The following is a 13,645-nucleotide window of genomic DNA, read 5'->3' as shown; positions in this document are numbered from 1 at the left end:
GGAAATATAATGAGTCAACGTGCCATCATCGTCGTCGATATCCAGAACGAATACTTCCCGTCAGGAAAGCTACCGCTGGTCGGTATCGAAGAGGCCGTGGGCAATGCGGCCAAGGTGATCCAGGACGCCCGCGCCAAGGGAGATAGCGTGATCCATATTCGTCATGAATTCCCCGATCCGCAGGCGCCGATCTTTACGCCGGGCTCGCCGGGGGTGCAGATCCACCCCAGTGTCCAGCCCGAGGCAGGGGAGCCGGTGATCCTCAAGCATTATCCCAATGCATTCCGCGAGACGGACCTGAAGCAGAGGCTGGAGGCGGAAGGGGTCGAGGAGGTCGTGATCGCCGGCGCCATGAGCCATGTCTGCATCGATGCGACCAGTCGAGCGGCTGCCGACTTCGGCTACAAGGCCACGATCGTTCATGATGCCTGTGCGACACAGGACCTCGAGTTCGATGGTCACGCCGTGCCGGCGGCGCACGTTCACGGTACCATCATGGCCGCGCTGGCCTTTGCCTATGGTTCGGTCGTCACCACCCGCGACTATCTCGCGACCTGACGTCGTTGGCTCCGACGCGGCTCGCCGCGTCACTTCCTGTGCTGCTTGAGCCGGCGATATAGCGTGGCGCGACCGATGCCGAGGCGTTTGGCGGCGGCGTTGACATTGCCGTCCTCCAGCGCCATCGCGTGTTCGATGGCCTCCCATTCCAGTGATCGCAGCGTCCCTGCCGGGCCTTTCGGCGCCTGCGGCAAGCGGGTGCCGGCGGCGTGCTGGATATCATCCGGCAGGTGGTGGGACTCGATCATGTCACTGCCATCGTCGGCCAGGACGTCGGCATAGGTCAGGGCGTGGCGCAATTCGCGCACGTTGCCCGGCCAGTCATGGGCGAGCAGCACCTCGAGGGTGGCCTCCGCCAGCCGGCGACGGCCCTCGGTGACCTGGGCGCACTGGTCGATCAGGAAAGCGCGCAGCTCGGCGCGCTCCCGCAGGGGAGGCATCCTCAGGGGCATGCCCTTGATGCGGTAGAGCAGGTCATCACGGAACTCGCCCCGGACGACGGCCTCGCTCAGGTCGCGGTGGGTGGCGCAGATCAACTGGAAGTCGACCCGCTTACTGGTCTGGCCCCCGAGGCGGGTGACCTCACGGGTCTCCAGCACCCGCAGCAGCCTGGACTGCAGGGCGAGGGGCATATCGCCGATCTCGTCGAGGAAGAGGGTGCCGCCGTCGGCTTGTTCGAGCTTGCCCGGGGCGCCGCCACGACGGGCCCCAGTATAGGCGCCTTCGGTGTGGCCGAAGAGCTCGCCCTCGATCAGGGTTTCGGGGATGGCGGCGCAGTTGATGGCCACGAACTCGCCGCTCCCCTTGCCGCTGTTGTCATGGAGGGCGCGGGCCATCACCTCCTTGCCGGTGCCGGTCTCGCCCTGGATCAGCACCGGCAGCCCCTTGGCCATCGCCTTGAGGGCCAGATTGACGCGGTCGTTGAGAGAGCGATCGCCGAAGTCGGGGAGCCGGGGAGTCGAAGGTAGAGAGCCCTCGGCGTGACGGCGCCGAGGCGATCCCTGGAGGAGGCGTGCTGCCCGATGGCTGACGGGGTGCAGGGAAAAGGCCAACCCGGAAGCCACCCGCCCCAGGAGAGGCGAGCGCTGATCGCGAGCCGCATCCACCAGTGCCTCGAAGCGCAGATCGAACAGCTCCTCGAAGCCTTGCGGGCCATCCCCGGCCGCGAGACCGATCACTTCGCGCACCCTCGGCGTCATGCCGAGGATCTCGCCTTCCGGGCCGAGGGCGATCAGCAGCTCGTCGGAAGCGCTCTCCCCCAGCTGCCAGCCCAGTTGGAGGATCAGGAAGGGCTCCAGCATGGCGATCAACCGGCGCTCGACGGTCTTGGCGCACTGACCGACCAGCGAGAGAGCACTGCCCCGTTCCAGGGGATGCTCTCGGGTAATATCGATCGAGCCGATGACGTGACCTTGCGGGTCGATGATCGGCGCGGCGGCGCAATGGAGTACCTGGTTCGAACTGAAGTAGTGCTCCGGGCCCGAGACGGCAACCTGCCGCCCTTCGGTGAGCGCACAGGACATCGCCGAGGTCCCGATACGCTGTTCCGAGAGATTGACCCCCCTGCGGAAGGCTTGCCGGATGAGTCGGTTGGCATGGGAGCTGCCGCGATAAGCGCTCAGGGCATGACCTTGATGATCGGTGAGCAGCATGGCATAGCCAGCACCGCTGACTGTACGGTTCAGTTGTTCCAGCGGCCCATTGGCGGCCTCGAGCAGCCTACGGCTCGCTTCCAGCAGTTCGGCGAGGCTGGCACGGGGCAGCGGCTCGTACTCGACCCGCTCGGTGACGCTCCTGCGTTGGGCCAGGCAACGCTGCCAGGAGTTGAGGATGGCATCATCGATCAGGCCGGTGGGGAGCTGGCCGCGCTGGAAGAAGGCCTCGCGAGCCTCCCTGGAGCGCTGGACGGCAGAACTGGGCATGCTCATGTATGGTCTCCACTCGTCGCCGGGTCTCTTGTTCTCATGTTGTATTGAATGGATTCAAAGAGGCAGTACAGCGCATTCGGCAACACGATAAACGCAGGAGAGCCTGCACCGGCCCTGTTGCTACTCTACACACCAAATTGAAGCAGAGCATGGGGTTCCGGAGATCCCAGGAGGCATCACCATTTCCTCAAGGTCTGAAGCATCCGGGAATCCCTTACGGTTCAGTATATTGAAGCCTTGGGCCGTCGTCGGATGAACTGGGCTTACCGATAGACGGCCACCGGCTCGCCGAGAACCTCCCGAGGGATCTCGATCCCCAGCCCGGATCGATCCGGCACCAGGATGCCGCCGTCGACCAGCGTCGCATCGAAGTCGACGGTGGCTTTGGTGGCCATGTCGCGCACGTCGAGAATGCAGCGCAGGGCATGGGGCGGTACCGTCTGTCCCAGATGATCGAGGCGTCGTCGGTGGCCAGCTCGTCGAAGAGGATCGGCACCGAGGTACGACGCCGCAGGGACAGGGTCTCGCGCCAGGTGGCGCAGGGGGCCTCCAGCACGAAGTCCAGCCCGGCGGGCAGCAGGTTCAGCATGCGCAGGACGTGCTCGACGCTCAGGCCGCCATTGCCGTCGACGATGAAGTACTCCCCCGGCCGGGCATCGGCCAGGGAGGCCTCGATCTCACGAATCTTCATCGGTGGCCTCCTCCGGAGGCACCAGCACCAGCTTGCCGGCGTAGCGCTTGTCGATGAAGTCCTGCTGGGCCATCACGATCTCCGACAACGGATAGCTCCGGCTGACGAAGGGGCGTGCGGCCCTCCTCGATATAGCGCACCACATTCTCGAAGACGGCGTCCTCCTGCCAGGTGCAGCCGAAGAACGACAGGTCCTTCAGGTAGAGGGTGCGCAGGTCCAGCTCCACCAGCGGGCCGGCGATGGCACCCGCACTGGCATAGCGTCCTCCGGTGCGCAGCAGGCGCATCAGCGCCGGCCACGGCTCGCCGCCGACCAGGTCGACCACCACCGTGACGCTGTTCTCGCCGAGGGCCTTGATCGGATCGGCGTCCCGGCTCACCACGCGGTCGGCCCCGAGGGCGTGGACCTGATCGGCCTTGCTGGCGCTGGCGACGGCGATGACCTCGGCGCCTCGGCACCTGGCCAGCTGCACGGCCGCGGAGCCGGCGCCGCCGCTGGCGATGGAGTAGGCGCAGGGGATCGAGGCCAGCTCGACATCGCTCCAGTCGCTGTTTACCGCCCAGGTATCGGCGGCGGGGGCGGTGGCGTACTGGGCGAAGCCCCCATCGCACTCACTGCCATAGGTCCAGCACTAGAAGGAACGGAAATCGACCGGGCTGCGCAGCATGTTGCGCACCAGCACTCGCTCGCCGATCCGCGAGGCCACCACGCCATCGCCGGCGGCGACGATCCGGCCACAGCAGTCGGCTCCCTGGATGCGCGGGAAGCGCAGCGGCACGCCGGACCAGCTGGCATCCCCGGCCTCGGTCTCGGCGAAGCCAGCGGCGCCCCCCTCATTGGCATCGCCGGTCACTTTCTTGGAATACCAGCCGATGCGGGCATTGATGCCGGCGGCGGCTACCCGGATCAGCACCTCGCCGGGACCGGGGGTGGGCACGGGCACATCGGTGCGGTACTCGAGTTGGTCGAAACCGCCATGACCGTTCAGCAGGACGGCATGCATGGTCTCAGGCAAAGAGGACATCAATCCGTGACTCCTTCAGGGGTTGGGGGGATTGCGGGATCCGCCAGCAGGCGGTCGGCGAGTCGGTGGGCACGCCGGGCGGCGGCGGCGCCACCATGACCGCGGCCCTGCAGACCGCCATCGCCAACGACGAGGCGATCGTGGTGACCGGCTGGACGCCGCACTGGAAGTTCGCCCGCTGGGACCTCAAGTATCTGGAGGACCCGGAGAACGTCTATGGCGGCGCCGAGCAGATCCACACCATCGCCCGCGATGGCCTCGAGGAGGACCTGCCGGGGGCCTACGCCATCCTGGACGCCTTCGAATGGACCCCGGAGCAGATGGGCGAGGTCATGCTGATGAATCAGGAGGAGGACGCCGAGCCCTACGAGAACGCCAAGCAGTGGGTCGAGGAGAACCAGGACATCGTGCAGGAGTGGCTGCCCGAGTCGTGAGCTCGCGCCTCGGCAGCAGCCTCGGACTGATCGCTACTCGCCAGTCTGCCGACGCCCCCCGCGGGGTGAATAGCCGTAGTGCTCGCGAAACGCCCGCGAGAAACTGGACCCGGATGTGAAGCCGCAGGCCAGACCGATGGCGAGCACGTCCATGTCGGTCTCGGTGAGCAGGAAGCCGACGGTCTCGGGTAGGGGGCCCTCGTAGTGCAGGCGCAATGGATACCTCAGCTGCCGTTCATGATAGGTACCGTCAGCTCTCGGCCAGCATGAAGGTGCGCAGCTTCTGCTCGTCGCGCACCGTGAGGCGCTGACGGTCGATGGCGATGGCGCCGTCGTCGCGCAGCCGCGCCAGCAGCCGGGAGAGGGTTTCCGGCGTCATGCCCAGCTGGGCAGCCAGCCAGCGCTTGGGGATGGTCAGGCGAATCACGCGGGGCCCCTTGCCGTGCCCCGCGGGCAGCTGGCGCAGGATGTAGCCGACCAGCCGCGACATGGCATCGCCCTGGGTGAGCAGCGCCAGGTCCTCGAGACGGTCGGTGAGCTCCAGGGCCAGGCGGCTCATGAATTCGGCGCGACACTCGGGCTGGCGGTCCATGATCTCGCGGCAGCGTGCCGCAGGGATCGACAGCACCTGGGTACGCTGCAGCGCCTCGGAGGAGTAGAGGTAGACGCCCTCCCGCGACACCATGCTCAGCTCGCCCAGGGTGCCGCCGCGCTCCACGCAGCGAATGGTGGCCAGGCGGCCGTCGCCGGCGCTGCGCACCAGCCGCACCGTGCCGCTGATCACGATGTGCAGCCATTCCGCCGGGGTGTCCTGGCGGAACAGCCACTCGCGGCTCTTCAGGGTGCGCGGCACCGAGTCCTCCAGCAGGCTGGCGATCTCGTCGTCGGCGAGCGCCCCCAGCCAGGGCACCCCGCGCACCAGGTCGCGCAGCTGGCGCGGCGTACCCGGCAGCTCAGTGACCGAACTGGGCGGCGGGGCAGTATCCATAGGCGTGTCCTTCCTCCACATCGGTATCGGCGTCGATCAGCAGGTAGCCATGGGCCTGGCTCGCCGCGCGCAGCATATGCGATCCCTGGCCGCCCGCCAGCCGCGCCACGGGTGCCTCGCCGCTCCAGAGTACCAGATCGGCCTCGGCGCGCGCCCGTGCCAGGGCCCGATGCAGCTCTCGGGGGGCGTCGCGGACCATGCCGAGGCCGAGTAGCGTCGGGGTGACGACCTCGGCACAGCCGCAGTTCATCGGAGGGCCTCCTATTGCATCAGGGCGCTGCCGCCTTCGTCGTCGAGGCGGATGCCCTCGACGCCGATCTCGGCCTCGAGCGCCAGCAGGTAGTGGCGCAGGGCGCGGCGGGTGGCCTGCTCGCGCAGGCTGTGGCGGACCCGCTCGGCCACGGCCGCATAGGGCAGCTCGCGCCCTTCCTCGCGCGCCTCGATGCAGACCACATGCCAGCCGTAGCGTGACGCCAGCGGGCGGTCGTGGAGCCCCTCGGGCAGGTGTTGCAGGGCGCGGTCGAGTTCGGCCACGGTCTGGCCGGGCGCCAGCCAGCCCAGCGCGCCGCCCTCCTCCTTCGAGGGACAGGCGGAGTGGCGCTGGGCGAACTCGGCGAAGCGCTCGGGGTGTTCGCCCAGTTGTTTGATAAGCGTCTCGCCCAGGCGGTAGCCGGCATCCCGCGCCTCGGCGTCGTCCGGCGCCGCCGCCAGCAGGATATGCCGTACCTCGAGGCGAGTGGGCTCGCTGAAGCGCTCGGCGTGGGCGGCATGGAAGCGCCGGCAGTCCGCCTCGGCAGGCTCGGGCACGTCGAGCTCCCGCTCCAGCAGGGCGGCGATGGCGGTGTCGTTCTCGTCCAGCGCCGCGTCGTCGGCCAGGCCCAGGGCGGCGGCACGCTGGCGCAGCAGCTCGCGCACCACCAGGGCGCGGGCCGCCGCGAGCTGGGCGCTGCCGGCACTGTCCGCCGGGTGGTACTGCATCTCCTGGGCGATGGCGGCCTCGGCGATGGTAGTCTCGCCGACCCGGATGGGTGGGGGGCTGGCGCCCCCCGGGATCTGCTCGATATCGATCTTCTGCATGGTATCAGCCCCGCTTGCGGACGATCTGGTAGCGCCGCGTGATATAGCCCAGCGGCACGCTCCAGACATGCACCAGGCGGGTGAAGGGAAACAACAGGATGATGGTCAGGCCGAGGAAGACGTGCAGCTGGTAGATCCAGGAGACCTCGGTCATGTAATCCGCCGCGCCGCCGCCGAAGAAGACGATGGACTGTGCCCAGCTGGAGAGGGTCAGCATCATCTCGCCGTCCAGGTGGCCCAGCGAGAAGAACACGCTGACCACGCCCAGCGCCGCCTGGAAGACGATCAACCCCAGCACCAGGTTGTCCATCACGCTGGACGATGCCTTGACGCGCGCATTGGTCAGGCGGCGATGCAGCAGCATGGCGCCGCCGACCAGGCAGAGCACCCCGGCGATGCCGCCGACCACGATGGCGACCACCTGCTTGGTCCCGGCGCTGAGGAAGGGCGCATAGACCCAGTGTGGCGTGAGCATGCCGAACAGGTGGCCGAAGAAGATCACGATGATGCCGATATGAAAGAGGTTGCTGGCCAGGCGCATATGCTTCGACGACAGCATCTGGCTCGAGCCGGTCTTCCAGGTGTACTGGCCGTGGTCGTAGCGCAGCAGGCTGCCGACCAGGAACACCGTACCGGCCAGGTACGGGTAGTAGCCGTAGAGCAGGTGTTGCAGGTACTCGGAAAACATGGCGATTCTCCTTAGCGTGCGGCCGGGCCGCGATCGGCGGCCGCGCTGGCGGCGGGGCCTGGCATGATGCGAACGGGGTCACTGGGCACGGCCTGCTTGCGCTCGGCGAGCCGGCGGCCCTCGGCGGATTGCAGGGCGCAGTCCTGGTCGGACTCGGCGGAGAAGCGCACCGCCTCCTCCTCCCAGACCGCGTCCAGGGCCTCGGGGGTATGGTCCGGCGCCTCCTCCTTCGCCGTGTCGCGGTGGGCCGCCACGTCGGCCTCGGCACCGATCAGCGCCAGCAGCGCCAAGGGCACCAGGGCGTGGTCCGCCCCGCGCTCCTCGAGGCGCGCGGTGAGCAGCGCCAGGATATGGCGGATCTCGCCCAGCCAGCGGCCGATGTCGGCCTCCGGCCGGGTGGAGAGGTACTCCAGGAACAGCGGCAGGTAGTCCGGCAACTCGCGGGCGTCGAGCTCGAAGCCGGCGGCGCTGTACTCGGCCAGCAGGTCCACCATGGCCTGGCCGCGGTCGCGGGACTCGCCGTGGACGTGCTCGAAGAGCAGCAGCGAGGTGTTGCGCCCGCGGTCGAACAGCGCCACGTACTCGGCCTGCAGGTCCATGAGGTCGGCCTCCATCAGCCGCTGGCACCAGTCCATCAGGGCGGTGCGGTGCGCCGCCGACAGGCGGCGCTCGGCGTCGAGGATCTCGATCATCTCGGGGGCCGCGGCCTGGAGCTCCGCGGACGGGTAGTCGAGCAGCCGCGCCAGCACGCGCAGGCTGCGCATGCCGCCGAGCGGCTCCATCTCGCGAACGGCATCAGCCATGACGGGCCTCCTCGGCGTGCGGATCATAGGTCTCCACCGGCTGGACCAGGGTGGCGTTGTTCTGGCGACCGCCGAACAGGCTCTGGCTGCTGTCGCCGTGGCAGCCGTCGCCGAAGCTGAAGCCGCAGCCGCCGCGCTCCGGAAAGGCCTCGGTGGCCATCTCGCGGTGGCTGGTGGGGATCACGAAGCGGTCCTCGTAGTCGGCGATGGCCAGGTAGCGATACATCTCCTCCACCTGGGCCTCGGTCAGCTCGACCTCGTCGAGCACGGAGGCGTCGGCCTGGCCCTCCACGTGCTTGCCGCGCATGTAGAGGCGCATGGCCATCAAGCGCTTGAGCGCCAGCACCACGGGGGCCTCCTCGCCGGCGGTGAGCAGGTTGGCCAGGTACTTCACCGGGATGCGCAGCGACTCGATCTTCGGCAGCACGCCGTCGAACTCGACCTTGCCCGCCTCGGCGGCGGACTGGATCGGCGACAGCGGCGGCACGTACCAGACCATCGGCAGGGTGCGGTACTCGGGGTGCAGCGGCAGCGCCAGGCCCCAGTCCATGGCCAGCTTGTAGACCGGCGATGCCTGGGCGGCGGCAATGACGTTATCGGGGATGCCGTCCTTCCTGGCCTGGGCGATCACCTCCGGGTCAGAGGGGTCCAGGAAGATCTCGCGCTGGCGATGGTAGAGGTCGCGCTCGTCCGGGGCGCTGGCCACCTCCTCGATGCGGTCGGCATCGTAGAGCAGCACGCCCAGGTAGCGGATGCGACCCACGCAGGTCTCGGAGCAGATGGTCGGCTGGCCGGCCTCGATGCGCGGGTAGCAGAAGATGCACTTCTCGGACTTGCCGGTCTTCCAGTTGTAGTAGATCTTCTTGTACGGGCAGCCGGAGATGCACATCCGCCAGCCGCGGCACTTGTCCTGGTCGATCAGCACGATGCCGTCCTCCTCGCGCTTGTAGATCGCCCCGCTCGGGCAGCTCGCCACGCAGGTCGGGTTGAGGCAGTGCTCGCACAGGCGCGGCAGGTACATCATGAAGGTGTTCTCGAACTGGCCGTAGATGTCGGCCTGCACCTGCTCGAAGTTGGCGTCGCGGCGGCGCTTGGCGAACTCGGTGCCGAGGATCTCCTCCCAGTTCGGGCCCCACTCGATCTTGTTCATGCGCTGACCGGAGATCAGCGAGCGCGGCCGCGCGGTGGGCTGGTGCTCGCCCTGCCTGGCGCTGTGCAGGTGCTCGTAGTCGAAGGTGAACGGCTCGTAGTAGTCGTCGATCTCCGGCAGGTCGGGGTTGGCGAAGATGTTCGCCAGCACCCGCCACTTGCCGCCGATGCGCGGTTCGATCCTGCCGTCGCGGCGGCGCATCCAACCACCGCGCCACTTCTTCTGGTTCTCCCACTCCTTGGGATAGCCGATGCCGGGCTTGGTCTCGACGTTGTTGAACCAGGCGTACTCCATGCCTTCACGGCTGGTCCAGACGTTCTTGCAGGTCACCGAGCAGGTATGACAGCCGATGCACTTGTCGAGGTTGAGGACCATGCCTACCTGGGAACGAATCTTCATTTCACGGCCTCCTGCTCGTAGTCATTGCCTTCGCCATCCAGCCAGTCGATCTTCTTCATCTTGCGCACGATGACGAATTCGTCGCGGTTGGAGCCGACGGTGCCGTAGTAGTTGAAGCTGTAGGAGAGCTGGGCGTAGCCCCCGATCATGTGGGTCGGCTTGGGGCACACCCGGGTCACCGAGTTGTGGATGCCGCCCCGGGTGCCGGTGATCTCGGAGCCCGGCATGTTCAGGATGCGCTCCTGGGCGTGGTACATCATCGCCATGCCGTTCTTGACCCGCTGGCTGACCACCGCGCGGGCCGCGATGGCGCCGTTGGCGTTGTAGAGCTCGATCCAGTCGTTGTCCTCGACGCCGATGGACCGGGCGTCGTCCTCGGACATCCAGACGATGGGCCCGCCCCGCGACAGGGTCTGCATCAGCAGGTTGTCGCTGTAGGTGGAGTGGATGCCCCACTTCTGGTGCGGGGTGATCCAGTTCAGGGCGATCTCCGGGTTACCGTTGCCCTTCGTCTCGGCCAGGCTGACCGCCGCCTTGGTGTCGATGGGCGGACGATAGACCAGCAGGCTCTCGCCGAAGGCGCGCATCCAGGGGTGGTCCTGGTAGAACTGCTGGCGACCGCTGACGGTGCGCCACGGGATCAGCTCGTGGACGTTGGTATAGCCGGCGTTGTAGGAGACGTGCTCGTCCTCGAGACCGGACCAGGTCGGGCTGGAGATGATCTTGCGCGGCTGGGCGACGATGTCGCGGAAGCGGATCTTCTCCTCCTCCTTGGGATGCGCCAGGTGGGTGTGGTCCCGCCCGGTGATCCTGGAGAGCGCGTCCCAGGCCTTCACCGCCACCTGGCCGTTGGTCTCCGGTGCCAGGGTCAGGATCATCTCGGCGGCGTCGATGGCGGACTCGATCTGCGGCCGTCCCGTGTGCGGCCCGTCCAGCTTGCGGTGGTTGAGATCCCCCAGCAGCTTGACCTCCTTCTCGGTGTTCCAGCCGATGCCCTTGCCGCCGTTGCCGAGGCTCTCGAGCAGCGGGCCCACGGAGGTGAAGCGCTCATAGGTCTCGGGGTAGTGGCGCTTGACCTCGATCAGCGCCGGCATGGTCTTGCCGGGGATCGGCTCGCACTCGCCGCGCTTCCAGTCGCGCACCTCGACCTGGGCCAGCTCGGCGGGGGAGTCGTGCTGGTGCGGCAGGGTGACCAGGTCGGTCTCCTCGCCCAGGTGCCCCTCGGTGGCCTTGGAGAAGGCCCGGGCGATGCCCTTGAAGATCTCCCAGTCGCTGCGCGACTCCCACGCCGGGTCGGTGGCCGCGGTCAGCGGGTGGATGAAGGGGTGCATGTCGGAGGTGTTGAGGTCGTCCTTCTCGTACCAGGTCGCCGTGGGCAGCACGATATCCGAGTAGAGGCAGGTGGTGGACATGCGGAAGTCCAGGGTCACCAGCAGGTCGAGCTTGCCCTCGGGCGCCGCGTCATGCCACTTCACCTCCTCGGGCTTGGTCCCGCCCTCCTCGCCCAGGTCCTTGCCCTGGATGCCGTGGCGGGTCCCCAGCAGGTACTTGAGCATGTACTCGTGGCCCTTGCCGGAGCTGCCCAGCAGGTTGGAGCGCCAGATGAACAGGTTGCGCGGGAAGTTCCGGGGGTCGTCCGGATCCTCCGCGGCGAAGGCCAGCTCGCCCTTCTTGAGCTGCTCGACGGCGTACTCCTGGGTGGACAGGCCGGCGGCCTGGGCGGCCGCGGCCAGGCGCAGCGGGTTGGTGGCGAGCTGCGGCGCGGAAGGCAGCCAGCCCATGCGCTCGGAGCGCACGTTGAAGTCGATCAGGCTGCCGGGATAGTCCTCGGCCCTGGCCAGCGGGGAGAGGATCTCCTTGATCTGGAGCTTCTCGTAGCGCCACTGGGAGGAGTGGTTGTAGAAGAAGGAGGTGGAGTTCATGTGACGCGGCGGGCGCTGCCAGTCGAGGCCGAAGGCCAGCGGGGTCCAGCCGGTCTGCGGACGCAGCTTCTCCTGGCCCACGTAGTGGGACCAGCCGCCGCCGCTCTGGCCGATGCAGCCGCACATGACCAGCATGTTGATCAGGCCGCGGTAGTTCATGTCCATGTGGTACCAGTGGTTCATGCCGGCACCGACGATGATCATGCTGCGCCCGCGGGTCTTGTCGGCGTTGGCGGCGAACTCACGGGCGATGCGGGTGGCCTGCTCGGCGGGCACGCCGGTGATCTTCTCCTGCCAGGCCGGGGTGTAGGGCTTGACCTGGTCATAGGAAGTGGCGCCGTCGTCCTCACCGAAGCCGCGGTCGATGCCGTAGTTGGCACACATCAGGTCGAACACGGTCACCGCCAGCGCCTCGCTGCCGTCGGCCTTCTTGAGGCGCTTGGCGGGCAGGCTGTGGAACAGCAGCTCGTCGCTGGCGCCGCCGCTCTTGACGTGGTCGAAGTGCTGGTGGGCGATGCCGCCGAAGTAGGGGAAGGCGACACGGGCCACCGCGTCATGCGTCTCGGCCAGGGTCAGCAGCGGCTTGATCTCGGTGCCTTCGGCGTCCAGCGGCTCGAGGTTCCACTTGCCCACCTCGTCGCCGGTCTCGCCCCAGCGGAAGCCGATGGAGCCGCGCGGCACCACCAACTGGTCGCGGGTCTCGTCCCAGGCCACGGTCTTCCACTCGGGGTTGTTGCCCTGGCCCAGGCTCGCCTCGAAGTCGCTGGCGCGCAGCTGGCGGCCCGGCGCGTAGCTGCCGTCCTCGCGAGCCTCGAGCTCGACCAGGAAGGGCATGTCGCTGTAGCGCCGCACATAGTCGGTGAAGTAGGCGCTGGGTCTGTCGAGGTGGAACTCCTTGAGGATGACGTGCCCCATGGCCATGGCCAGGGCGGCGTCGGTGCCCTGCTTGGCGGAGAGCCACTCGTCGGTGAGCTTGGAGACCTCGGCGTAGTCCGGGGTGATCGAGACGGTCTTGGTGCCCTTGTAGCGCACCTCGGTGAAGAAGTGGGCGTCCGGGGTGCGGGTCTGGGGCACGTTGGAGCCCCAGGCGATGATGTAGCCGGAGTTGTACCAGTCGGCGGACTCCGGCACGTCGGTCTGCTCGCCCCAGGTCATGGGCGAGGCCGGCGGCAGGTCGCAGTACCAGTCGTAGAAGCTCATGCAGACCCCGCCGATCAGCGACAGGTAACGGCTGCCCGCGGCGTAGCTGACCATGGACATGGCGGGAATCGGCGAGAAGCCGATGATGCGGTCCGGGCCATACTGCTTGGCGGTGTAGACGTTGGACGCCGCGATCAGCTCGTTGAGCTCGTCCCAGTCGGCGCGCACGAAGCCGCCCATGCCGCGGGCCCGCTTGTACTGCTTGGTCCGGGCCGGGTCCTCGACGATGGCGGCCCAGGCATCCACCGGGTCGCGCTTCTCGGCCAGCGCTTCGCGCCACAGCTTGAGCAGCGGCTTGCGGACCAGCGGGTACTTGAGGCGGTTGGCGCTGTAGAGGTACCAGGAGTAGCTGGCCCCCCGCGGGCAGCCCCGTGGCTCGTGGTTGGGCAGGTCGGGCCGGGTGCGCGGGTAATCGGTCTGCTGGGTCTCCCAGGTAACCAGGCCGTTCTTGACGTAGATCTTCCAGCTGCACGAGCCGGTGCAGTTCACCCCATGGGTGGAGCGCACGATCTTGTCGTGCTGCCAGCGCTGCCGGTAGCCGTCCTCCCAGCCACGGGACTCGTCGCGAAGCTCGCCATGGTCGTTGGCGAAGGGCTCGCGGGCCTTGCGGAAGAAGTTCAGCCGATCGATGAAGTGACTCATGGTCGCTCTCCAGGCTCCTCGAAAAGACGTGGCCTCTTGGCGGGCCACCCATCTGACGCCGAGCGTTTCCTGCACGCTCCAGGCACGGTCATGGCAGGGATTCTGGGCGATCACGCGAGCGAATACTGCCCGGTTACCTC

13 protein-coding genes and 1 pseudogene are annotated in these 13,645 nt (G+C 67.7%); 2 read left to right on the top strand and 12 right to left on the bottom strand.

Translation table 11 applies throughout. The features are described from left to right. Nucleotides 1-9 precede the first annotated feature (9 nt). Nucleotides 10-558, top strand: coding sequence for a cysteine hydrolase family protein (locus QWY80_RS16040; RefSeq protein WP_290233642.1), 549 nt, complete (start codon nucleotides 10-12; stop codon nucleotides 556-558). 29 nt (nucleotides 559-587) lie between these two features. Here QWY80_RS16040 and QWY80_RS16035 read toward each other — a convergent pair whose 3' ends face one another. From QWY80_RS16035 to QWY80_RS16020, 4 genes are all read right to left on the bottom strand, one after another. Then, nucleotides 588-2,486, bottom strand: a complete 1,899-nt coding sequence (locus QWY80_RS16035) for a sigma-54-dependent Fis family transcriptional regulator (protein WP_290233639.1) — start codon at nucleotides 2,484-2,486, stop codon at nucleotides 588-590. A gap of 214 nt (nucleotides 2,487-2,700) precedes the next feature. Then, nucleotides 2,701-3,177 carry an enolase-like domain-containing protein gene (locus QWY80_RS16030; protein WP_290233636.1) on the bottom strand — a complete coding sequence of 159 codons (477 nt, stop codon included), beginning with the start codon at nucleotides 3,175-3,177 and terminating at the stop codon, nucleotides 2,701-2,703. Continuing rightward, nucleotides 3,174-3,650 carry a zinc-binding dehydrogenase gene (locus tag QWY80_RS16025; protein ID WP_290233632.1) on the bottom strand — a complete coding sequence of 159 codons (477 nt, stop codon included), beginning with the start codon at nucleotides 3,648-3,650 and terminating at the stop codon, nucleotides 3,174-3,176. The genes QWY80_RS16030 and QWY80_RS16025 overlap by 4 nt, the downstream gene beginning before the upstream one ends. 159 nt (nucleotides 3,651-3,809) lie before the next feature. Continuing rightward, nucleotides 3,810-4,202 (bottom strand): alcohol dehydrogenase catalytic domain-containing protein, encoded by a 393-nt coding sequence (locus QWY80_RS16020; protein WP_290233629.1) that lies wholly within the window; start codon nucleotides 4,200-4,202, stop codon nucleotides 3,810-3,812. Nucleotides 4,203-4,282: 80 nt separating this feature from the next. Between QWY80_RS16020 and QWY80_RS16015 the strand changes: the two are divergent. Further along, nucleotides 4,283-4,636, top strand: a pseudogene (locus QWY80_RS16015) (glycine betaine ABC transporter substrate-binding protein); the annotation flags it as partial. Between the two features lie 33 nt (nucleotides 4,637-4,669). Here the strand turns inward: QWY80_RS16015 and QWY80_RS16010 are convergent. The 8 genes from QWY80_RS16010 to QWY80_RS15975 are packed head-to-tail and all read right to left on the bottom strand — an operon-like array spanning nucleotide 4,670 to nucleotide 13,505. Next, nucleotides 4,670-4,852 carry a helix-turn-helix domain-containing protein gene (locus QWY80_RS16010; RefSeq protein ID WP_353960459.1) on the bottom strand — a complete coding sequence of 61 codons (183 nt, stop codon included), beginning with the start codon at nucleotides 4,850-4,852 and terminating at the stop codon, nucleotides 4,670-4,672. Nucleotides 4,853-4,886: 34 nt separating this feature from the next. Next, the gene (locus QWY80_RS16005; RefSeq protein ID WP_290233626.1) at nucleotides 4,887-5,624 is read right to left on the bottom strand and encodes a Crp/Fnr family transcriptional regulator; all 738 of its coding nucleotides are present in this window, start codon (nucleotides 5,622-5,624) and stop codon (nucleotides 4,887-4,889) included. Next, entirely contained in the window at nucleotides 5,590-5,874 is a 285-nt protein-coding gene (locus tag QWY80_RS16000; RefSeq protein WP_290233624.1) for a hypothetical protein, read from the bottom strand. The genes QWY80_RS16005 and QWY80_RS16000 overlap by 35 nt, the downstream gene beginning before the upstream one ends. Before the next feature lie 11 nt (nucleotides 5,875-5,885). Continuing rightward, nucleotides 5,886-6,701 carry a peptidylprolyl isomerase gene (locus QWY80_RS15995; protein WP_290233621.1) on the bottom strand — a complete coding sequence of 272 codons (816 nt, stop codon included), beginning with the start codon at nucleotides 6,699-6,701 and terminating at the stop codon, nucleotides 5,886-5,888. 4 nt (nucleotides 6,702-6,705) lie between these two features. Then, nucleotides 6,706-7,389 (bottom strand): respiratory nitrate reductase subunit gamma, encoded by a 684-nt coding sequence (gene narI, locus QWY80_RS15990; protein ID WP_290233619.1) that lies wholly within the window; start codon nucleotides 7,387-7,389, stop codon nucleotides 6,706-6,708. Nucleotides 7,390-7,400: 11 nt separating this feature from the next. After that, nucleotides 7,401-8,192, bottom strand: a complete 792-nt coding sequence (gene narJ / locus QWY80_RS15985) for a nitrate reductase molybdenum cofactor assembly chaperone (protein WP_290233616.1) — start codon at nucleotides 8,190-8,192, stop codon at nucleotides 7,401-7,403. Then, nucleotides 8,185-9,741, bottom strand: coding sequence for a nitrate reductase subunit beta (gene narH / locus QWY80_RS15980; RefSeq protein WP_290233612.1), 1,557 nt, complete (start codon nucleotides 9,739-9,741; stop codon nucleotides 8,185-8,187). The genes narJ and narH overlap by 8 nt, the downstream gene beginning before the upstream one ends. Then, complete coding sequence (locus QWY80_RS15975) at nucleotides 9,738-13,505, bottom strand: nitrate reductase subunit alpha (protein ID WP_290233609.1); 3,768 nt, start codon at nucleotides 13,503-13,505, stop codon at nucleotides 9,738-9,740. The genes narH and QWY80_RS15975 overlap by 4 nt, the downstream gene beginning before the upstream one ends. Nucleotides 13,506-13,645 lie beyond the last annotated feature (140 nt).

The organism is Halomonas ramblicola, from assembly GCF_030409215.1.
GTDB classification, from domain to species: Bacteria; Pseudomonadota; Gammaproteobacteria; order Pseudomonadales; family Halomonadaceae; genus Halomonas; species Halomonas ramblicola.
This window is presented reverse-complemented; position numbering and strand designations above follow the sequence as displayed.

Excerpts from the sequence above, each read along its gene's own strand:
- QWY80_RS16020 (WP_290233629.1), bottom strand. The coding sequence starts at position 4,202 with ATGTCCTCTTTGCCTGAGACCATGCATGCCGTCCTGCTGAACGGTCAT.
- narJ (WP_290233616.1), bottom strand. The coding sequence starts at position 8,192 with ATGGCTGATGCCGTTCGCGAGATGGAGCCGCTCGGCGGCATGCGCAGC.
- QWY80_RS15995 (WP_290233621.1), bottom strand. The coding sequence starts at position 6,701 with ATGCAGAAGATCGATATCGAGCAGATCCCGGGGGGCGCCAGCCCCCCA.
- QWY80_RS16040 (WP_290233642.1), top strand. The coding sequence starts at position 10 with ATGAGTCAACGTGCCATCATCGTCGTCGATATCCAGAACGAATACTTC.
- narI (WP_290233619.1), bottom strand. The coding sequence starts at position 7,389 with ATGTTTTCCGAGTACCTGCAACACCTGCTCTACGGCTACTACCCGTAC.
- QWY80_RS16035 (WP_290233639.1), bottom strand. The coding sequence starts at position 2,486 with ATGAGCATGCCCAGTTCTGCCGTCCAGCGCTCCAGGGAGGCTCGCGAG.
- QWY80_RS16000 (WP_290233624.1), bottom strand. The coding sequence starts at position 5,874 with ATGAACTGCGGCTGTGCCGAGGTCGTCACCCCGACGCTACTCGGCCTC.
- narH (WP_290233612.1), bottom strand. The coding sequence starts at position 9,741 with ATGAAGATTCGTTCCCAGGTAGGCATGGTCCTCAACCTCGACAAGTGC.
- QWY80_RS15975 (WP_290233609.1), bottom strand. The coding sequence starts at position 13,505 with ATGAGTCACTTCATCGATCGGCTGAACTTCTTCCGCAAGGCCCGCGAG.
- QWY80_RS16005 (WP_290233626.1), bottom strand. The coding sequence starts at position 5,624 with ATGGATACTGCCCCGCCGCCCAGTTCGGTCACTGAGCTGCCGGGTACG.
- QWY80_RS16030 (WP_290233636.1), bottom strand. The coding sequence starts at position 3,177 with ATGAAGATTCGTGAGATCGAGGCCTCCCTGGCCGATGCCCGGCCGGGG.